The organism is Pseudonocardia halophobica, from assembly GCF_027922425.1.
Classification (GTDB): Bacteria; Actinomycetota; Actinomycetes; order Mycobacteriales; family Pseudonocardiaceae; genus Pseudonocardia; species Pseudonocardia halophobica.
Genome location: NZ_BSFQ01000006.1, coordinates 18,912 through 38,825, shown reverse-complemented (window position 1 = coordinate 38,825; position 19,914 = coordinate 18,912). Strand labels below are relative to the sequence as shown.

18 protein-coding genes are annotated in these 19,914 nt (G+C 72.5%); 5 read left to right on the top strand and 13 right to left on the bottom strand.

Features of this window, described 5'->3' with window-relative positions; genetic code table 11:
- Positions 1-26: 26 nt before the first annotated feature.
- Positions 27-1,811: a 3-hydroxyacyl-CoA dehydrogenase family protein gene (locus PKE99_RS09740; RefSeq protein ID WP_037044751.1), complete on the bottom strand. Its 1,785-nt coding sequence runs from the start codon at positions 1,809-1,811 to the stop codon at positions 27-29.
- 110 nt (positions 1,812-1,921) lie between these two features.
- Positions 1,922-3,415 carry an aldehyde dehydrogenase family protein gene (locus PKE99_RS09735; RefSeq protein ID WP_037044749.1) on the bottom strand — a complete coding sequence of 498 codons (1,494 nt, stop codon included), beginning with the start codon at positions 3,413-3,415 and terminating at the stop codon, positions 1,922-1,924.
- Between the two features lie 247 nt (positions 3,416-3,662).
- Here PKE99_RS09735 and PKE99_RS09730 point away from each other — a divergent pair, with 247 nt between their 5' ends.
- Positions 3,663-4,319 (top strand): TetR/AcrR family transcriptional regulator, encoded by a 657-nt coding sequence (locus PKE99_RS09730; protein WP_051737282.1) that lies wholly within the window; start codon positions 3,663-3,665, stop codon positions 4,317-4,319.
- Here the strand turns inward: PKE99_RS09730 and nucS are convergent.
- Positions 4,281-4,940, bottom strand: a complete 660-nt coding sequence (nucS, locus tag PKE99_RS09725; protein ID WP_037044746.1) for an endonuclease NucS — start codon at positions 4,938-4,940, stop codon at positions 4,281-4,283. The two genes, PKE99_RS09730 and nucS, sit on opposite strands and share 39 nt — an antisense overlap.
- 6 nt (positions 4,941-4,946) lie before the next feature.
- Positions 4,947-5,915: a helix-turn-helix transcriptional regulator gene (locus PKE99_RS09720; protein ID WP_037044745.1), complete on the bottom strand. Its 969-nt coding sequence runs from the start codon at positions 5,913-5,915 to the stop codon at positions 4,947-4,949.
- 32 nt (positions 5,916-5,947) lie between these two features.
- On the opposite strand from PKE99_RS09720, the gene PKE99_RS09715 reads away from it, so the two are divergent.
- Positions 5,948-6,484: an NUDIX domain-containing protein gene (locus tag PKE99_RS09715; RefSeq protein ID WP_037044743.1), complete on the top strand. Its 537-nt coding sequence runs from the start codon at positions 5,948-5,950 to the stop codon at positions 6,482-6,484.
- Positions 6,485-6,595: 111 nt separating this feature from the next.
- On the opposite strand, the gene PKE99_RS09710 is transcribed toward PKE99_RS09715, so the two are convergent.
- Positions 6,596-7,834: a cytochrome P450 family protein gene (locus PKE99_RS09710; RefSeq protein WP_037045052.1), complete on the bottom strand. Its 1,239-nt coding sequence runs from the start codon at positions 7,832-7,834 to the stop codon at positions 6,596-6,598.
- A 5-nt stretch (positions 7,835-7,839) separates the two neighbouring features.
- Entirely contained in the window at positions 7,840-8,541 is a 702-nt protein-coding gene (locus tag PKE99_RS09705; RefSeq protein ID WP_156067470.1) for a TetR/AcrR family transcriptional regulator, read from the bottom strand.
- Between the two features lie 52 nt (positions 8,542-8,593).
- On the opposite strand from PKE99_RS09705, the gene PKE99_RS09700 reads away from it, so the two are divergent.
- Positions 8,594-9,364, top strand: a complete 771-nt coding sequence (locus PKE99_RS09700; protein ID WP_037044741.1) for an enoyl-CoA hydratase-related protein — start codon at positions 8,594-8,596, stop codon at positions 9,362-9,364.
- Between the two features lie 35 nt (positions 9,365-9,399).
- Positions 9,400-10,287, top strand: a complete 888-nt coding sequence (locus PKE99_RS09695; RefSeq protein WP_037044738.1) for a transporter substrate-binding domain-containing protein — start codon at positions 9,400-9,402, stop codon at positions 10,285-10,287.
- A 39-nt stretch (positions 10,288-10,326) separates the two neighbouring features.
- Here the strand turns inward: PKE99_RS09695 and PKE99_RS09690 are convergent, their stop codons facing one another.
- Genes PKE99_RS09690 through ehuB form a run of 4 tightly spaced genes read right to left on the bottom strand, consistent with a single transcriptional unit; the run spans position 10,327 to position 13,417 of the window.
- Positions 10,327-11,088, bottom strand: coding sequence for an amino acid ABC transporter ATP-binding protein (locus PKE99_RS09690; protein WP_037045049.1), 762 nt, complete (start codon positions 11,086-11,088; stop codon positions 10,327-10,329).
- Positions 11,089-11,101: 13 nt separating this feature from the next.
- Entirely contained in the window at positions 11,102-11,758 is a 657-nt protein-coding gene (gene ehuD, locus PKE99_RS09685; RefSeq protein WP_037044736.1) for an ectoine/hydroxyectoine ABC transporter permease subunit EhuD, read from the bottom strand.
- Positions 11,758-12,486: an ectoine/hydroxyectoine ABC transporter permease subunit EhuC gene (gene ehuC / locus PKE99_RS09680; protein WP_037044727.1), complete on the bottom strand. Its 729-nt coding sequence runs from the start codon at positions 12,484-12,486 to the stop codon at positions 11,758-11,760. Before ehuC ends, ehuD begins: the two co-directional genes overlap by 1 nt.
- 19 nt (positions 12,487-12,505) lie before the next feature.
- Complete coding sequence (gene ehuB / locus PKE99_RS09675) at positions 12,506-13,417, bottom strand: ectoine/hydroxyectoine ABC transporter substrate-binding protein EhuB (RefSeq protein ID WP_081924049.1); 912 nt, start codon at positions 13,415-13,417, stop codon at positions 12,506-12,508.
- 274 nt (positions 13,418-13,691) lie between these two features.
- Between ehuB and PKE99_RS09670 the strand changes: the two genes are divergently transcribed.
- Positions 13,692-15,056, top strand: a complete 1,365-nt coding sequence (locus tag PKE99_RS09670; RefSeq protein ID WP_051737280.1) for a methyl-accepting chemotaxis protein — start codon at positions 13,692-13,694, stop codon at positions 15,054-15,056.
- A 292-nt stretch (positions 15,057-15,348) separates the two neighbouring features.
- Here the strand turns inward: PKE99_RS09670 and PKE99_RS09665 are convergent, their stop codons facing one another.
- The 3 genes from PKE99_RS09665 to murA form a co-directional block, all read right to left on the bottom strand.
- Positions 15,349-17,364 (bottom strand): protein meaA, encoded by a 2,016-nt coding sequence (locus PKE99_RS09665; RefSeq protein ID WP_037044726.1) that lies wholly within the window; start codon positions 17,362-17,364, stop codon positions 15,349-15,351.
- A 157-nt stretch (positions 17,365-17,521) separates the two neighbouring features.
- Positions 17,522-18,364, bottom strand: a complete 843-nt coding sequence (locus PKE99_RS09660) for a DUF1206 domain-containing protein (protein WP_037044724.1) — start codon at positions 18,362-18,364, stop codon at positions 17,522-17,524.
- A gap of 272 nt (positions 18,365-18,636) precedes the next feature.
- The gene (gene murA / locus PKE99_RS09655) at positions 18,637-19,905 is read right to left on the bottom strand and encodes a UDP-N-acetylglucosamine 1-carboxyvinyltransferase (RefSeq protein WP_037045042.1); all 1,269 of its coding nucleotides are present in this window, start codon (positions 19,903-19,905) and stop codon (positions 18,637-18,639) included.
- Positions 19,906-19,914 lie beyond the last annotated feature (9 nt).

Sequence of the window (19,914 nt, the reverse complement as noted above, 5' to 3'; positions counted from 1 at the left end):
CGGGCGGCACCGGGACGGGTCACAGCTCAGCGGGAGGTGTAGTCCCGGAAGCCCTGCCCGGTCTTGCGGCCGAGCCGGCCCGCGGTGACCAGGTGCTCCAGCAGCGGGGCCGGGGCGAAGCCGGACTGGCGGAACTCGGAGAACAGCGACCGCTCGATGGCGAGCGACACGTCCAGGCCGACCACGTCGAGCAGCTCGAACGGCCCCATCGGCAGCGCACAGCCCGTCTTCATCGCCGCGTCGATGTCGTCCGCCGTGGCGTAGTGCGCCTCCAGCATCTTCACCGCGTCGTTCAGGTACGGGAACAGCAGCGCGTTGACGATGAACCCGGCGCGGTCGCCACAGGAGACCGGCACCTTCTTGATCTTCTGGCAGAGCGCCAGCGCGGTGGCCGCGACCTCCGGCGCGGTGCTGATCGTGGACACCACCTCGACGAGCTTCATCACCGGCGCCGGGTTGAAGAAGTGCAGCCCGATCACGTCGGCCGGGCGGGTGGTGGCCGCCGCGCACTCCACGACCGGCAGCGACGACGTCGTGGTCGCCAGGATCGCGCCCGGCTTGCAGATCTCGTCGAGCGCGCCGAACACGGCCCGCTTCACCTCGAGCTCCTCGGCGATGGCCTCGACGACGAGGTCGACGTCGGCGAAGTCCTCCAGCGAGGTGGTGCCGGTGATCCGCCCGAGCGTGGCGTCCCGCTCGTCCTCGGTGAGCTTGCCGCGCACCACGGCCTTGTCCAGCGCCTTGCGGATCCCGCCGACCGACGCCTCGACCTTGGAGTCGCTGCGGCCGCGGACCACGACGTCGAACCCGGCCTGCGCGAACACCTGCACGATCCCGCTGGCCATGGTGCCCGTGCCGACCACGCCGACCCGCTGGACGTCGCGCGTCGGGACGTCCTCGGGCACGACCGAGCCCGGGGTCAGGGCGTCGGGCACGACCTTGCTGCTGTGCGGCTTCTCGTAGGTGTAGAAGCCGCGGCCGCTCTTCCGGCCCAGCAGCCCGGCGGTGATCATCTGCTTGAACACCGGCGCCGGGGCGTGCATGAGGTTGCGCGACTGCGCGTACATCGTCTCGAGGATCTCGTACGCGGTGTCGAGGCCGATGAGGTCGAGCAGCGCCAGCGGGCCCATCGGGTAACCGCAGCCGTAGCGCATGGCGGCGTCGAGGTCCTCGCGGCTCGCGTAGCGGGACTCGTACATCCGCGCCGCGTGGTTGAGGTAGCCGAAGAGCAGTGCGTTCGCGATGAACCCGGCGCGGTCGCCGATCACGACCGGCACCTTGTCCAGCGTGGCGGCGAAGGCCTGGAGGTCCTCGACCACGTCCGGCTCGGTGACCACCGTGCGCACCAGCTCGACCAGCTTCTGCACCGGCGCCGGGTTGAAGAAGTGCATCCCGACGACCTTGCCCGGGCGCGCGGTCCGCACGGACAGCTCGGTGACCGACAGCGACGACGTGTTCGACGCCAGGATCGTCTCGGGGCCGACGTGCTTGTCCACCTCGGCGAACACGGACGCCTTGAGCTGCAGCGACTCCGGCACCGCCTCGACCACGAGGTCGCACGGGGCCAGGTCGGCCAGCGACGTGGTCGTGGTGATCCGGCCCAGCAGCTCGCCCGCCTGCTCCTCGGTGAGCTTGCCGCGCTCGATCGCCCGCCTCGTCGAGGTCTCCAGGTGCGCCTTCCCGCGCTCGACGGCGGCCGCGTCCACCTCGGCGGCGATCACGTCCAGGCCGTTGCGGGCGAACACCTCCACGATGCCCGCACCCATGGTGCCCAGGCCGACCACGCCGACCGTCCGGAACTCGCGTGCCACGCCGTTACCTCCCGCTGCCTCGAGGGTCTGTACCGAGCGGTAATCCTCTCATCCCCCGCTGCTTGGGAACCCACGCATGAGGCCGGGAACACCCCGTCCGGATGGCGGGTCTACCGGCCGTGACGTGCCCGGACGAGCCCGATCAGGGTGCTCATGTGCTTCGCTGTCCGGGTGAAGCTGGTGACGGGGACGGGCAGCGCGAACCGCTGCCGGGCCACCGCCTGCGGGCGGGTGAACTCGCGCAGGCCGTCCTCGCCGTGGATGCGCCCGAAGCCGGAGTCGCCGACCCCGCCGAACGGCAGCGACGGGATGCCCGCGAACGCGATCACGCCGTTGACGCTCACCATGCCGCAGCGCAGGCCCTCGGCGATCCGCTCGCCCTCCTTCGCCGAGCCGGTGAACACGCTGGCGCCCAGGCCGTAGCCGGTGCCGTTGGCGCGCCGGACCGCCTCGGCGACGTCCGGCACCCGGTTCACGACGATCAGCGGGCCGAACGTCTCCTCGGTGACGGCGGCGGAGTCCTCGGGCACGTCGACGATCACGACCGGCTCCACGAACGGCGGCTGCACGGAGTCCTCGCCGCCGACGACGGCCCGGCCGCCCTTCTCCAGCGCGTCGCGCACGTGCCGGCGGACGACCTCGGTCTGCGACGCCATCGTCATCGGGCCGAACTGGGTGCCGGCCCGCAGCCCGCGCGCCTTGGCCACGAGCGCCGCGGTGAACTCCTCGGCGACCGACTCGACGACGTACACGCGCTCCACCCCGACGCACGTCTGGCCGGCGTTGGACATCCCGCCCCAGACGGCGGCGTCGGCGGCGGCCTCGACGTCCGCTCCCGCGTCGACGATCAGCGCGTCCTTGCCGCCGCACTCGATGAGGACCGGGGTGAGGGTCTCGGCGCAGGAGGCCATGACCCGCTTGCCCGTGGCCGTCGACCCGGTGAAGGCGATCTTGCCGACGCCCGGGGCGCGGCAGAGCGCCGCACCCGTCTCGCCGAACCCGGTCACCACCTCGATCAGCGTCTTCTCCGGCACCGCGTCGGCCAGCGTGCGGGCGAGGATCTCGCCGACGCCCGGGGTGAGCTCGCTCGGCTTGAACACGACGGTGTTGCCCGCGGCGAGCGCGTAGGCGATCGAGCCCATCGGCGTGAAGACCGGGTAGTTCCACGGCCCGATCACGCCGACGACGCCGATCGGCGGGTAGCCGAGGGTCGCGGACTGGTTGGCGCCGAGCAGGCCCGGCGACACCTTCCGCCGGCCGAGCGTCTTCTTCGCGTGCTTCGCCGCCCAGTCGACGTGGTCGATCGCGAGGACCAGTTCGAGCCGGGCGTCGTCGAGCGGCTTGCCGGTCTCGGCGCAGACCACGCCCGCGACCTCGTCCAGCCGCGCGACCAGCGCCTTCTTCCACGCCAGCAGCCGCTCGCGGCGACCGTCGAAGCCCAGCCCGCGCCACCACCGGGCGGCCTCCTCGGCCCGGGCGACCGCGGCGAGCACGTCGGCCTCGCCGTGGACCGGGTGCGTCCCGACGACCTCACCGGTCCGTGGGTCGAGCGAGTCGAAGGTGTCGGTGCTGGTGCTGGCCGGAGCCTCGGTGCTGGCGGTCACGTCGGTCAGGGTAGGGCGGTCGCGAGGGCCCGCGTGTGCCTCCGGCGACCCGGGCGGACCACCTCGTTCCCGCCGGTCAGGGGGCGCGGACGGCGGGACGCGGCGCTGCACGGACCCCTCCTCCGCACAGGGCCGCGCCCCCGCTCCGCGCTCGGGACACGCGGTCCCGGTGAACCCGCGCGGACGGCGAACCTATAACGGGTTCCAGGTACTCCACAACGCGAATGAGCTGGGCTAACCTCCGTCGATGACCGAGAGGCGGCCCAGGCGGCGCGAGGAGCGCAACGCGGAGACGCGCTCGGCCATCCTCCGGGCCGCGGAGCAGCTGTTCTCGGCGCAGGGCTGGCAGGGCACCCGGATCACGGAGGTCGCCACGCGGGCCGGCGTCGCCACGGCGACCTGCTACAACCACTTCGGCAGCAAGCACGCGCTGATCGGGCACCTGTTCGCGCCCCGGATCGCCGAGGCCGTCGCCCGGGTCGAGGGCCGGATCGCCGCCGGCGCGGAGGCGCAGGAGATCGTGCGGGTCGCCGTCGGCGAGACGGTCCTGATGCTGAAGGCCCGGCGCACCCTCACGTTCGCGTTCTTCGCGGCGCTGCAGGAGGACGCGATCCGCAGCGACGGGCCGCCCCGCGGACCGGGTGACGTCCGGGTGATCGCGCCGATCCCGCGGATCCTCGGGACCGCCCTGCAGCACGCCTCCGACGTGCTCGGGCTGGACCTCGACGCCGACCGGACCGCCCGCTACCACACCAACGCCCTGCTCCTGCAGGTCCTGACCCGGCCCGACTCGACCGCCGGCGACATCCGCGACTTCGTCCTGCTCCAGCTGCGCGGGGCGCTCGTCCCCCCGTACGAGGAGACCTCAGAAGAGGCGCAGGTCCTTCGGGTCGAGACCCCGTAGGGCGTCGTAGTCCACGGTCACGCAGCGGATGCCGCGGTCCTCGGCGAGGGTGCGCGCCTGCGGCTTGATCTGCTGGGCCGCGAACACCCCGGCCACCGGCCCGAGCAGCGGGTCGCGGTTCATCAGCTCGAGGTAGCGGGTCAGCTGCTCGACGCCGTCGATCTCCCCGCGCCGCTTGATCTCCACCGCGACGTGCCCGCCCGCGGTGTCGCGGCAGAGCAGGTCGACCGGGCCGATCGCCGTCATGAACTCGCGGCGGACCAGCGTCCAGCCGTCGCCGAAGGTCTCCGGGTGCGCGGCCAGGAGCTCCTGCAGGTGCGCCTCGACGCCGTCCTTCACCAGGCCGGGGTCCACGCCCAGCTCGTGCGAGGAGTCGTGGAGCACCTCGTCGATGGTGATGACGAGCGACTCGTCGGCCTTGTTGCGGACCGTCCAGACGCCCGGCTCCTCGGTGAGCCAGCACGGCGGGCTCATCCAGTTCAGCGGCTTGTAGGCGCGGTCGTCGGCGTGCACGCTGACCGACCCGTCGGCCTTGACCAGCAGCAACCGCGGGGCCATCGGCAGGTGTGCGGTGAGCCGGCCGACGTAGTCCACCTGGCAGCGGGCGATGACGAGGCGCACGGGCCGTCACCCTAGAGGTGCGTTGCGCTCGGCCAGCGCCCGCCCGTGCTCGGCGAGCCTCGTCCGCAGCTCGGGCGGCTCCAGCGCCTCCACCTCCCCGCCGAGCGCCACCAGCTGGCCGGCGGCGACCCGCAGCGACTCGACGTCGAGCAGCAGCTCGCGCCAACCCTCGGCGTCGGGCTCGCCGGCCGCGGCGACGGCGGCGTGCGCGGCGTCGGGGTCGGTCACGCTCGGCAGGGCCCGCAGCCCGGTGGGCGAGACCCGGATCCGCACCTTCTCCCGCAGCATCGACGCGGCGAACCGGGAGGCCGACTCCGCCCACCACGCCGGCAGGTCGAAGTCCGCGGGCCGCGCGAAGGTCGCGTCGAGCGGCTCGGCCTCGGCGATCTTCGCCGCCCGGTAGGTCCGGACGTCCCCGTCCACCCCGGCGACCAGGTACCAGACCCCCGCCTTGAGCACGAGCCCGAGCGGCTCGACCTCGCGGTGGACCTGGCGTGGCCCGTAGACGATCCGGACCCGGCGCTGCTCCCACAACGCCTCGGCGAGCACGGCGAGGTGGGTGACCTCGGCGGGGTTCTGGAACCAGCCCGGCGCGTCGAGGTGCACCCGTTCGGCGACGATGCGGGCGTGCGCGCGCAGGCCCTCCGGCAGCGTCGCGAGGATCTTGGCCTGGGCCCCGGCGAGCGCGGTGCCCAGGCCCAGCTCGGCGAGCAGCTGCGGCGCGCCCAGGGTCAGCATGGCCGCGGCCTCCTGCGCCGTGAGCCCGTCGAGCCGGGTCCGCCAGCCCTCGACCAGCCGGATCCCGCCGCCCGGCCCGGGCTCTGTCCAGATCGGCACGCCCACCTCGCTCAGCGACGCGACGTCCCGGTAGATCGTCCGCTCGGACACCTCCAGCTCCGCGGCCAGCTCGGCCGCGGTGGCCGAGCGGCGCCGCTGCAGCACGAAGAGCAGGGCCATCAGCCGGGACGCGCGCACGGCCCGATCGTCGCAGGTGGGAGGCTGGCGGTGTGGAGACCCTCTCGACCCGGCAGGTCTACGCGAACAACTGGATGACCGTCCGCGAGGACGCCGTGCGCCGCCCCGACGGCTCGGACGGCGTCTACGGCGTGATCGACAAGCCCACGTACGCCCTCGTGATCCCCCGTGACGGCGACCGGCTGCACCTCGTCGAGCAGTTCCGCTACCCGATCGGCCTGCGCCGCTGGGAGTTCCCGGCGGGCACCGCGCCCGACCGCGCCGCCCAGGACCCGGCCGAGCTCGCCGTGCGCGAGCTGGTCGAGGAGACCGGGCTGCAGGCCGGCCGGATGGAGAAGATCGGCACGCTCGACGTCGCCCCCGGCATGTCCAGCCAACGCGGGCACGTCTACCTCGCCACCGACCTCACCGAGGGCGAGGCCCAGCGCGAGCACACCGAGCAGGACATGCGGCAGGCCTGGTTCACCATCGCCGAGTTCGAGGCCATGATCGCGGACGGCGAGATCACCGACGCCCAGTCCGTCGCCGCGTACATGCTGCTGGTCCTGCACGACCGCCGACGCCCCTGAGATCGCGTTATGGAACCATAATGCGCGAAATCCAGCCCCTGAGATCGCGTTATGGAACCATAATGCGCGAAATCCCGGCTCGAAATCGCATTATGGTTCCATACTGCATCATCAGAGGCGGACGGGGAGGGCGGCGAGGCGCCGGGAGCCGGGGACCGGCTGCCACACCAGCTCCTCGGGCGGCACGGCGAGCTCGAGGGACGGGAAGCGGGTGAACAGCGCCCGCAGCGCCACCTCCCCCTCCTGCCGGGCCAGGGCGGCGCCGAGGCAGTAGTGCGCGCCGTGGCCGAACCCGAGGTGCCCCTCCCCCCGCTCGGTCCGCCGCCCGACGTCGAACGTCTCGGGGTCGTCGAACTCGCGTGGGTCGCCGTTGGCGGACAGCAGGATCGGTTGGACGGCGGCGCCGGCCGGGATCTCCACCCCGCCGATCTCGACCGGCTCGGCCGCGTACCGGACGCGGACCTGGCTGACCGGCCCCCACAGCCGCATGAGCTCGTTCACCGCGGTCGGCCACAGGTCGGGCTCGGCCTGCAGCCGCGCCAGCTGCTCGGGCCGGCTGAGCAGCGCGGCCACCGAGTTCGCGATCAGGTGCGCAGTCGTCTCGTGCCCGGCGAAGACCAGCGCGAGGACCATCGTGACCAGCTCGAACTCGGACAGCCGGTCCCCGTCCTCCTCCTGGGCGCGAATCATGGCGCTCAGCAGGTCGTCGGCCGGTTCGGCCCGGCGACGGCCGATCAGGTCGCGGATGTGGTCCACGGTGGCCTGCAGGGCCCCCGGGACGCGCGCGGGATCGGTCGAGACCATCTCCCGACCCCAGACGTGCCAGTTCGGTCGGTCCGCCTCCGGGATCCCGACGAGCTCGCAGATCACCGTGATCGGCAACGGGTAGGCGTAGGCCTCGACGAGGTCGACCGGCTGCTCCGCGACGGCCAGCTCCGCGAGCAGGCCCGCGGCGATCTCCTCGACGCGCGGTCGCAGGTCGCCGACGCGACGGACGGTGAAGGCCCGGGAGACGAGCTTGCGCAGCCGGGTGTGGTCGGCGCCGTCGAAGTCGAGCACACTGCGGGTCATGTAGTCCGCGAGCTCTGGCGTGATCCCGATGGCGGCCATCAGCTCCTTACGCGTGTCCCGGCCGCCCGGGGCGTTCGCCGGGTCGTTGACGAACCGGGGGTCGCTCAGCACCGCACGCACGTCGGCGTAGCGGGTCACGAGCCAGAGCGGCGCCTCGTCGCCGCCCAGCCCGAACCGGCTGCGCAGCACGGGCGCCTGCTCGCGCAGGCGGCCGAACGCGCGCCAGGGGTCGGCGAGGAGCTCCGGGTCGGTGAGGGCGGGCGCGTCGAGCACGGCCATGGTGGTCACCTGGTTCCGCTCAGGGTGGGAATGTCGTCGAGCAGTGAGCGGAAGAGCGCCGCACACTCCGCCGCACACTCGCGGGTGAGCGGTGCGCCCGGGATCTCCAGGGCGCTCCGCAGGGCGTGTTCGAGCAGGTCGGCGCGCGCGTCCGGATCCGTGGGACCGGGCGCGGTCGGCATGCCGTCGAGGAAGAAGAAGCCGGTCGTCACGGCGGAGAACAGGTGCATCTGCGCGTCGATCGGCAGGTCGGTGGGCATCCGGCCCGCCTCGCGCAGCAGGGAGAACCAGCGCCGGCCGACCTCGGTGCGCTTCGCCGTGAGGTCGCCCAGGGCCGCGGCCGCCTCGTGCGCGAGCCGGCCCAGCACCTCGGGGTCGCCGAGGTAGAGCGGCCGGGTCACCGGGTCGTCGAGCAGCTCGCGGTAGATCGAGCGGACGGCGCGCGCCGGCAGCGCCTCGGCGGGATCGGCCTCCATCCGGTCCGCCATCCCCGCGGTCACGGTCCGGTGGCTGCGCATCAGGACGGCGAGGAACAGCGCGTCCTTGGTGCGGAAATGCAGGTAGACGGTGCCCTTCCCGACCCCCGCCCGGCGCGCGACCTCGTCGATCGTCACGCGTTGGTAGCCCCACCGGACCAGCAGATCGGCGGCCGCGTCGAGGAGCCGGTCCTCGCGTGACCTTGTGACTGGAATTGCCGATCCGGTCATGCGGTCACGGTAGACCCGTTCCACCCAGCCGTCCAGGCATTACCGTGGACACATGGGTTACGAGCACCTCCTGGTCAAGGAGGACGGGGAGACCGTCCGCATCACGATGAACCGGCCGGAGCGCCGCAACGCCCTCTCCGAGGACCACCTCCGCGAGCTGCTCGACGCCTTCGAGACCGCCGGCAGCAGCGACGCCACCGGCATCGTGCTCGGCGCCGAGGGGAAGGCCTTCTCGGCCGGACACGACTTCGCCGACGTCGCCGCGCGGGACCTCAAGGGCGTCCGCGAGCTGCTCACCCTGTGCACGGAGGTGATGCAGACCATCCAGGCGGTGCCCCAGGTCGTGATCGCCAAGGTCCAGGCCATCGCGACCGCGGCCGGCTGCCAGCTCGTCGCCACCTGCGACCTGGCCGTCGCGGGCGAGTCCGCCGCCTTCGCGCTGCCCGGCGGCAAGGGCGGCTGGTTCTGCCACACCCCGGCGGTGCCCGTGGCGCGCAACGTCGGCCGCAAGCGGCTGATGGAGCTGGCCCTGACCGGCGACCCGATCGACGCCCGCACCGCCGCCGACTGGGGCCTCGTCAACTACGTCGTGCCCGACGCCGAGCTCGACGCGAAGACGGACGAGCTGCTCGCCCGCGCGACCCGCGGCAGCCGGTTCGGCAAGGAGGTCGGCAAGCAGACGCTCTACGCGCAGCTCGACCGCCCGGAAGCCGACGCCTACGCCGTCGCCGTCGAGGTCATGGCGGCGATGTCGCAGTCCGCGGGGGCCAAGGAGGGCATGGCCGCGTTCCTCGAGAAGCGCCACCCGGTCTGGCCGGACTGAGAAGCCTGCCTGCCCAGCCACTAGTCTTCGGCGCGATGCACCTGGTCTCCCGACGATCGCTGCTCGCCGGGGCGGCCGCGCTCGGGGGCGCCGCCGCGCTGGCGGGGTGCGGGTCGCGCGCGGGCTCGGCGCTCGAGCGCATGCGGGCGGACGGCGTGGCCCGCATCGGGATCGCCGGCGAACGTCCCTACGGCTTCTCGGCGACGGACGGCACGGTCACCGGCGAGGCACCCGAGGTCGCCCGGGCCGTCCTCGCGGGGTTCGGGGTCGGCGGGATCGAGGCGATCCAGGTCCCGTTCGCCGGGCTGCTCGACGCGCTGCTCGACGAGCAGTTCGACATCGTCGCCGCGGGCACCACGATCACCCCGACGCGGTGCGCGCGCGTCGCCTTCTCGCGTCCGGACTTCCTGGCGCCGTTGGCCTTCCTCGTCCCCGCGGGCAACCCGAACGGGATCCGGACGTTCGACGGCGTGCGGCGGGCGGGCATCACCGTCGGCGTGCTGACCGGGTCGGCGGAGCAGGAGTTCGCGCTCGCGGCGGGCGTGCCGCCGGAGGCGGTCCGCACCTACGAGGGGCAGAGCACGTTGTTCCGCGCCGTCGCCAACGGCGAGGTCCCCGCCGCGGCCCTCACCCGCATCTCCCTGCTCGACGAGCTGTCCCGCAACCCGGGCACGCCGCTGCAGGTGACCCCGGGCGTCGCCGCGCGGGTCGACGCGGACGGCCGCCGGGTGTTCCCGGTGGGCGCCTTCGCCTTCCGCCCCGCCGACACCGACCTGCGCACCGCCTTCGACGCCGGCCTGGCCGACCTGCACTCCTCCGGCCGTTGGCTGGACCTCGTACGGCCTTTCGGCTTCGACGCGGAGAACCTCCCGCCCACGGACCTCACCACCGAGGCGATCTGCGCAGGTCAACCGGGGTTGTGAGTGGCAACTGCCCCTCTAGGGGCAGTTGTCGCGCACGGGTCAGTGGTTCAGGACGGCGTGCAGGAAGTCCCGGGTGCGCTGGTGGTCCGGGTCGGTGAAGAGCTTGGCGGGAGGCGCGTCCTCGAGCACCCGGCCGCCGTCGAACATCATCACCCGGTGCGAGAAGTCCCGCGCGAAGCCCATCTCGTGGGTCACGCAGAGGATGGTGATGTCGGTGGTGTCGCCGATGTCCTGCAACAGCTTCAGCACCCCGGCGACGAGCTCGGGGTCCAGCGCCGAGGTCACCTCGTCGAGCAGCAGGACGTCGGGCCGCATCGCCAGTGCCCGGGCGATCGCGACCCGCTGCTGCTGCCCGCCGGAGAGCTGGGTGGGGTGCGCGTCGATCTTCTCCTTGAGCCCGACGAGGTCCAGCAGCTCCTCGGCCCGGCCGTTCGCCTCGTCCCTCGACAGGCCCAGCACCCGCGTCGGGCCCTCGATCAGGTTGCCCCGCACGGTCATGTTCGGGAACAGGTTGAACTGCTGGAAGACCATCCCGATGTGCTTGCGGACGTCCCGCAGGTACTTCTCGCGTGGCGGGCCGAGCTTGCCGCCGCGCATCTCGTGGGACAGGTAGCGCCCGCCCACCGAGATCGTGCCCTCGTTGCATTGCTCGAGGGTCATGAGCAGGCGCAGGATCGTCGTCTTGCCCGAGCCGGAGGGGCCGATCAGCGTGACGTGCTCGCCCGGCGCCACCGTGAAATGGAGGTCCTTGAGCACGACGTTCGACCCGAAGCGCTTCTCCACGCCGTCGAACACGATCATCGGCTCGGTGGTGTCAGGCGTGGACACGGCGGCGCTCCAGTCGTCGGACCAGCATGGACGCCGGGTAGCTCAGCAGCAGGAAGAGCAGGCCGGCGATGGTGTAGGGCTCGGTGTAGCGGAAGGTCAGCGAGCCGAGCTCCCGCGCCTCGTTGACGACCTCGACCACGCCGATCGCCAGCAGCAGCGGGACCTCCTTGAACATCGAGATCACGTAGTTGCCCAGCGCCGGCAGCACGCGCGGGACCGCCTGGGGCAGGATGACCCCGGTCCAGATCCGCAGGCGCGGCAGCGACAGCGCGGTGCACGCCTCCCACTGGCCCTTCGGGATCGCGTCGATGCCCGCGCGGTACACCTCGGACGTGTAGGTCGCGTAGTGCACGCCCAGCCCCACGACGCCGACCACGAACGCGCTCAGCGTGACCCCGAACTGGGGCAGCACGAAGAACAGGAAGAAGACCTGGACCAGCAGCGGCGTCGAGCGGACGACCTCGATGAAGGCCCACAGCACCTGGTCCAGCACCGGGATGTGCAGGCGCCGCAGCACCGCGAACACCAGGCCGAGCAGGAGCGCGACCACCGAGCCGAGCAGCGTGATCTCGATCGTCGTGACCAGCGCCCAGAGCAGGTCCGGCAGGATCTCGAAGGCGTAGTTCCAGTCCCAGAGCGGCATCAGACCGCGACCCCCTCGGTCCCGGTCGGGCCGGCCGCCCGCGCCGCCGCCCGCGCCGCACGGGAGGGCCTGCGGCCCAGCCGCGCCGAGGCCATCCGCTCCAGCAGCCGCATCACCAGCGTGATCAGCGCGGCGAGCACCAGGTAGATCACGAAGGTGACGCCGAAGATCAGCAGGGTGTCCGCGCCGAAGTTCGGGATCAGCACCTCCCGCGCCTGCCGGGTCACCTCGGGCACGGTGATCAGGGCGAGGATCGCCGAGGACTTCAGCAGCTGGATGAACAGGTTGTTGAAGGGCGGCAGCATCTCCACGACCGCCTGCGGCAGGATCACGCGCCGCATCCGCTGCGCCGGCGAGAGGCTCAGCGCGATCGCGCCCTCGTACTGGGCGCGCGGAACCGACCGGACGGCGCCGCGCACGATCTCCGCGCCGTACGCGCCGTGGTTGAGCCCCAGCACCACGATGCCGGCGAAGAGCGGCAGCAGCTGGAAGCCCACCAGCACGGGCAGGACGAAGTAGATCCAGAACAGCTGGACCACCTCGGACGTGCCGCGGAAGCCCTCCACGTACACCCGGGTCACCCCGCGCACCGTGCGCGACGACGAGAGCAGCAGCAGGCCCGCCACGATCGACAGGATGATCGTCAGCAGCACGCCCCCGAGCGTCGCGATGACGGTCTCGGGGAGGCCGTCGGACAGGACGCCGACGATCTGCGGGAGGTTCTCCACCGTGGACCGAGCCGGACCCTCAGGCGGCCGCGCAGAGCTTCTCGGTCGTGACGTCCGCGCCCGGCAGGTTGTCCTCGGTGAACCCGAACGGGGTGACGATCTGCAGCCACTGTCCGCTCTGGTGCAGCTTCGTCAGCTCCGCGTTGAAGGCGTTGACGAGGTCGGTGTCGGCCTTGCGGAACACGAAGGCGCCGGCGGAGACCGTCTGGGCCCCGTCGATCGTGGGGAAGAAGCCCTTGGTCACCTCGACGTTCGAGCCGGGGTTCTTGGCGACGACGTCGTTGAGCGAGATGTTCGTCAGCGCCGCCGCGTCGGCCCGGTCCGAGGTCACGGCCTGCAGCAGCGTGTTCTGCGAGTCGAAGACCTGGATCTGGCTGTCCGGGATGCCGCTCTTCTGGGCGTACCCCTGCTCGACCGCGCCACTGAGAACCGCGAGCCGCAGGTTCTTGTTCTTGATGTCCTCGAAGGTCGCCACGCCGTCCGGGTTGCCGGTCGGGACGAGGAAGGCCGTCGGCGCGGTGTAGTCCGGGGTGGAGAACGCGGCGTTCTGGCAGCGCTGGGCGTTGATGAACATGCCCGCGGTGACCATGTCGAACTGGTTGGCGTTGAGCGCGGGGATGAGGGAGCCGAAGTCCACGGTGGTCGCCTGGATGTCGTTGACACCCAGGTTCTTCATCACCGCGCGGCCGACCTCGACGGACTCGCCGGTCACCTTCCCGGTGCTGTCGGTGAACCCGTAGGGCGCCTCGTTGGCGATACCCACCTTGATCGTGCCGGCGGACTTCGCGCGGTCGAGCGTGCCACCCGCGCCGGCACCACCCGTGCTGGTCTGCGTGCAGGCCGACAGCAGAACCGGGCCTCCGAGGGCGACGGCCCCGGCGATCGCGCTGCGACGGAAGAACTCTCGGCGGGTCCAGGCGGATCCGGACATGGCAGGCACCCCTTCGGCTGTCGACGACGGCGTCTCGAGCTGGCCGGACCGGGCACACCCCCTGCGCCGGTGACCGGCAACGGAGATCGAACCTAGGTGGTCGATCATGACTGGTCAAAGGCTGGCGGTGGTGACGGACGGTCGTTACGGGACTGTGACGAACGGCGACGTACCGCACCGACCGGGGGCAGCGGTGGTGCCGGAGAGTGATCGGCGCGGCCCGACGGGCGCGGGTGGCGCGGCCGTGGCGGCGCGGATACGGGAGGATCGCCGCATGGCACTTCGCATCGCCGGCCTGCCCGTCCCGGGTCCCGCGGACCTGCTCGACGGGGCGCGGGCCGTCGCCGGGTGGACCGGCGAGGCGGTCGGCGTCGCGGCCGGGCTGCCGGAGCGGACCGTCGGGCTGCTCGACGAGGTCTCGACCCTGCTCGCCCGGGTCAACGGCATCGCGGGCCGGGTCGAGGGGCTGCTCGACCGCGTCGAGGGCGTCGCGGACCGTGCCGACGGGCTGATCGGCCGGGTCGAGCTCGTCGCCGGCACGGCGGAGGGTCTGGTGCGGCGTGTGGACCGTGTCGCCACCGAGGCGACGGCGCTGATCACCCGCGTCACCACCACCGCGTCCGACGCCGAGGCGCTCGTCGCGCGCGTCGGTGCGGTCGCGGAGGAGGCCGAGGGGCTCGTCGCGGGAGTCCGCGGGACCGCGGGCACGGCCGACGAGCTGATCGCGCAGGTCACCAGCACCGCGGGCAGTGCGGACGAGCTCATCACCCGGGTCGCCGGCACCGCCGAGTCGGCCGAGTCGCTCATCGGCCGGGTGGGTGGCACTGCGGAGTCCGCCGAGGAGCTCATCACGCGGGTCACCGGCACCGCCGAATCCGCCGAGGGTTTGATCGGCCGGGTGGGTGGCACCGCGGAGTCCGCCGAGGAACTGATCACCCGGGTCTCCGGCACCGCCGAGTCGGCCGAGTCGCTCATCGGCCGGGTCGGTGGCACCGCCGAGTCGGCCGAGGAGCTCATCACCCGGGTCGCCGGCACTGCCGAGTCGGCCGAGTCGCTGCTCGGACGGGTGGGGGGCACTGCCGAGTCGGCCCAGGAGCTCATCACCCGGGTGACCGAGACCGCCGGATCGGCCGAGGAACTGATCACGCGGGTCGGGGCCGTGGCCGCCGACGCCGAACGCCTCGTCGCCTCTGCCGGCTCGGTGGCGGACGACGCGCGGACCATCGTCACCAATGCGGGCTCCGTCGCGGACGACGCCTCCGGGGTGATCGAGCGGGCCGCCGCGGTCGCCGACCGCGCCGACAAGCTCGTCGGCGACGCCTCCGGGCTCAGCGAGCAGGCGGGCGCCCTGCTGGCGACCTACCGCCCCATCGCGGAGCGTGCCGCGCCGCTGGCGACGAAGTTCGTCGACGAGTTCTCCGAGGAGGAGCTGCACGCCGCGATCCGCATGGTCGACCAGCTCCCGGCGCTCACCGAGCACCTCGAGACCGACATCATGCCGATCCTCGCCACGCTCGACCGGGTCGGCCCGGACGTCCACGAGCTGCTGGAGGAGCTCAAGGGCGTGCGGCAGGCCGTCAACGGCATCCCCGGCTTCAGCTTCTTCCGCCGCCGGGGCGAGGAGCGCGAGGAGGCCTGACCGCGGGCGCCCCCGGCGCCGCGCACCAGCGAAACGCCCGACCTCCAGGCGTCCGCCGGGCTCCCGTGCAGGCGGCCGCCGGCAGCAGACCCGGTGGCGCCTGGTACACCCCGGCGAGCGCGGCACACGCCAGCGAGCGCGGCACACCCGCCGTGCCTACTCCCACACCCGCCGGCCTCGCTCACCGAGGGCGACGCCGCCCAGATCGTGATCATGACTCGGCGGTGCCGCCCCACACGCCGTGCGGGAAGCGGAATCCGGACGTTCCGCTCCCCGACCGTGCATCACGAGCTCAGTCCAGCCCGTGCTCCCGGCGGACGAGGGTGACGATCTCGTCCATCATCTCGGTGAGCTGGTAGTCCTTCGGCGTGAAGACCGCCGCCACCCCCTTCTCGCGAAGGGCCGCGGCGTCGTCGGCCGGGATGATGCCGCCGACGATGACCGGGACGTCGTCGGCGCCCTGGGCCCGCAGGCCCTCGACGACCGCCGGCACGACCTCGAGGTGCGAGCCGGACAGCACCGACAGCCCCACGACGTGCACGCCCTCCTGCACCGCGGCCGCGACGATCTGCGCCGGGGTGAGGCGGATCCCCTGGTAGACGACCTCGAAGCCGACGTCCCGGGCGCGCACGGCGACCTGCTCGGCGCCGTTGGAGTGCCCGTCGAGCCCCGGCTTGCCCACCAGCATGCGCAGCCGCGACCCCAGCTCGTCGCCGGTCGCCCGGACCCGCTCGCGCACCTCTGCGATCTCCACGGCCGCCTCCCCCGAAGCGACGGCCGCCGACACCCCGGTCGGCGCCCGGAACTCCCCGAACACCTCGCGCAGCGCCCCGGCCCACTCACCGGTCGTCACGCCCGCCTTGGCGCAGTCGATCGAGACCTGCATGAGGTTCTCGTCCGTCTTGGCCGCGTCCTGCAACCTCGCCAGCGCCTCGGACACCGCGGCCCGGTCCCGCGACGCCCGCCACTCCTCGATCGCCGCGATCGCGGCCGCCTCGGTGGCCGGGTCGACGGTCTCGATCGCCCCGCCCTCGCCCTGCAGCGGGCTGGGCTCGGTGGTGTCGAACTTGTTGACGCCGACCACCACGTCCTCGCCGGACTCGATGCGGCGGCGGCGCTCGGCGAGCGAGGTGACCAGCTCGCCCTTCATGTAACCGTTCTCGACGGCCGCGACCGCGCCACCCATCTCCTGCACCCGGTCGATCTCCGCCTGCGCGGCCTCGACCAGCTCGGACACCTTGGCCTCGATGACGTGCGAGCCCTCGAAGATGTCCTCGTACTCGAGGAGGTCCGTCTCGAAGGCCAACACCTGCTGCATGCGCAGCGCCCACTGCTGGTCCCACGGCCGCGGGAGGCCGAGCGCCTCGTTCCACGCGGGCAGCTGGATCGCCCGGGCGCGCGCGTCCCGGGACAGCGTGACCGCGAGCATCTCCAGCACGATCCGCTGGACGTTGTTCTCCGGCTGGGCCTCGGTGAGCCCCAGCGAGTTGACCTGGACGCCGTACCGCAGCCGCCGTTGCTTCGGGTTCTCGACGCCGTAGCGCTCGCGGGTGATGGTGTCCCACAGCCGGCCGAGGGCGCGCATCTTGCACATCTCCTCGACGAACCGCAGCCCGGCGTTGACGAAGAACGAGATCCGCCCGACGACGTCGCCGAACCGCTCCTGCGGCACCTGCCCGGAGTCGCGCACCGAGTCCAGCACCGCGATGGCGGTCGACAGCGAGTAGGCCAGCTCCTGCGCCGGCGTGGCGCCCGCCTCCTGCAGGTGGTAGCTGCAGATGTTGATCGGGTTCCACTTCGGGATCTCGGTGACCGACCAGGCCACCATGTCCGTGATCAGCCGCAGGCTCGGCGCCGGCGGGAACACGTACGTCCCGCGGGACAGGTACTCCTTGACGATGTCGTTCTGCGTGGTGCCGGCCAGCTTGGCGCGCACCTCCGCGTGGTCGAGACCGGAGGCCTCGGCCTGCTCCTCGGCGACGGCGACGTAGAGCGCGAGCAGCCACATCGCCGGGGCGTTGATCGTCATCGAGGTGTTGGCCTCGGCGACCGGGATGCCGTCGAAGAGCGTGCGCATGTCGCCGATGTGGCTGACCGGCACGCCGACCTTGCCGACCTCACCCTTGGCGAGCTCGTCGTCCGGGTCGTAGCCGGTCTGCGTCGGCAGGTCGAACGCGACGGACAGCCCCGTCTGCCCCTTGGCGAGATTGCGCCGGTAGAGCGCGTTGGACTTCTCCGCCGACGAGTGTCCGGCGTAGGTCCGGATCACCCAGGGGCGGTCGCGCTCTCGATCGGTCGGGTACGGCACCGGACACCTCCACGTCGAAGACCCCCGGATCGTACTGGCCGGTAGCCTCCGCCACCCCCGACGAACGGACGTCGTCACACCTGTCTGGGTGGAAAAGTACGCGACCTGCGCGGAAAAGTACGCACCCGACCGGTCACACCGTCCGATCGGACGGGCCTCAGACCCGGTGGTACTTCGCGTCGAAGAAGCAGAAGATGCCGTAGGCCGCGATCCCGAGCGCCACCAGACCGAGCAGCACGACGCCGAAGGGCTGGCCGGCGAGCGTCTTGAGCGCGCTGTCGAGCCCGTTGGCCTTGGCCGGGTCGAACGTGACGGCCGCGGAGACGATCAGCCCGCCCAGCACGCCGATCGCGATCCCCTTGGCGATGAAACCGACCTGGCCGGTGCGCTCGTCGACCTTCCGCGCGTGCGGGTGGACGCCGGCGAGGTCCTGGTCCTCGGTGAACTTCTTCTTCGCGCCGTGCCAGATCATCACGGCGCCGCCGACCACCACACCGACGCCGATGATCCCGACGATCACCTGGCCGCCGGGCAGCCCGAGCACGCCCGCGGTGGCCTTGCTACCCCCGCCGCCGCCCGCGTTCCCCTGCATCGCCGCGCGCACGGTGAGGACCGCCAGCGCGGCGTAGACGACCGCCTGGCCCGCGCTGACCAGGCGCTTGACCAGCTTCTTCTTCTTGTCCTCCACGTAGCCGAAGCCGAAGAGCGCGGTCGACAGCCGCCACAGGACCACGGCCACGAAGCCGACGAACAGCACCCAGAGCAGCACCCGCCCGAAGGGCTGCTGCGCGAGCGTGGTGATCGCGCCGCTCTGGTCCGCCTGACCGCCGCCGCCCAGCGCCACCTGCAGCGCCAGCCACGCGATGAGCAGGTGCAGCACGCCGTTGGCGGCGATCCCGACCCGGGCACCCTTGCGCACGGGCTCGCTGCGGGCCGCCTTCGCCGCGTGCCGGTGCGCGCCGCGGGCGGCCGTGCCGACGGACCCGGCGACCTCGCCCACCTTCTCGCCGACGCCGCCCGTCGGCTGCCCCGACGACTGCCCCGACGACTGCGGCGACGTCGGCTCTGCCGACCGGTCCGACGTCCCGTCCGGACTCCGCCCCGCCCCGTGCCTGCGCAAGGATCGGGACGATCGGTCCGGGCTGACGTCGGTCATCGGTTCCTCCGGCGGTCATGCGTCCGGGTGAGGGATCACCCGGAGGTGACGCGGACTGTCGCACGCCAGGAGGGATCCGGCATCCCGAACTGCTCCGTCAGGGGGAACTCCGGCTGCTACCGCTCGGGGTCGGCCGAGACCCGCCGGATGTCGGCGCCCAGCGACGCCAGGTTCTCGATGAACCGGGGGTACCCGCGGTCGATGTGGTCGACGTCCCAGACCTCGGTCACGCCGTCCGCGCACAGCCCGGCGAGCACGAGACCGGCCCCGGCCCGGATGTCGCTGGCCCACACCGGGGCGCTGGAGAGCTGCTCCACCCCGCGGACGACGGCGTGGTGGCCGTCCGTGCGGGCGTCGGCACCCAGCCGCACCATCTCGTCGACGAACCGGAACCGCGCCTCGAACACGTTCTCGGTGATCATGGAGGTGCCGTCGGCCACCGCGGACAGCGCGATCGCCATCGGCTGCAGGTCGGTGGCGAAGCCCGGGTACGGCAGGGTCACGAAGTCCACGGCCAGGGGGCGCCCGGCCATCGACACCGAGAACTCGTCGACACCCGCGCGGGTCTCCGCGCCCGCGCTGCGCAGCTTGTCCAGGACGAGCTCGAGGTGGTGCGGGTCGACCCCGCGGACGGTGACCTCGCCGCGGGTCATCACCGCGGCGAAGGCCCAGGTGGCGCCGACGATCCGGTCGCCGATGACGCGGTGGGTGGTGGGCTGCAGGCCGGAGACGCCGTGCACGGTGAGCGTCGACGAGCCGACGCCCTCGAGCTTCGCCCCCATCTGCTGCAGCATCACGCACAGGTCCACGATCTCGGGCTCGCGTGCGGCGTTGTCGATGACCGTGGTCCCCTCGGCCAGCACGGCCGCCATGAGGATGTTCTCGGTGGCCCCGACGCTCGGGAAGTCCAGCCAGATCTGCGCGCCGTGCAGGTCGTCGGCCTGCGCGACGACGCGGCCGTGCTCGATCTCCGTGGTCGCGCCGAGCTTCCGCAAGCCGTTGGCGTGCATGTCCAGCGGCCGCGAGCCGATGGCGTCGCCGCCGGGCAGCGGGACGACGGCCTTGCGGCAGCGGGCCACGAGCGGGCCCAGCACGCACACCGACGCCCGCAGCCGCGACACCGAGCGGTAGTCCGCCTGGGCGCCCGGCTCGGCCGGCACGTCGATGGTGACCCGGTCCCCCGCCACCTCGACCGTGCAGCCGAGGCTGCGCAGCACGTCCGCCATCAGCGGGACGTCGAGGATCTCGGGGCAGTTCGTGATGGTCGTCGTGCCCTCGGCCAGCAGCGCCGCCGCCATCAGCTTCAGCACGCTGTTCTTGGCCCCGACGACGTCGACCGTCCCGAACAGCCGGGCGCCACCGCGGACCGCGAAATGCTCCGTCACGACGCCCGA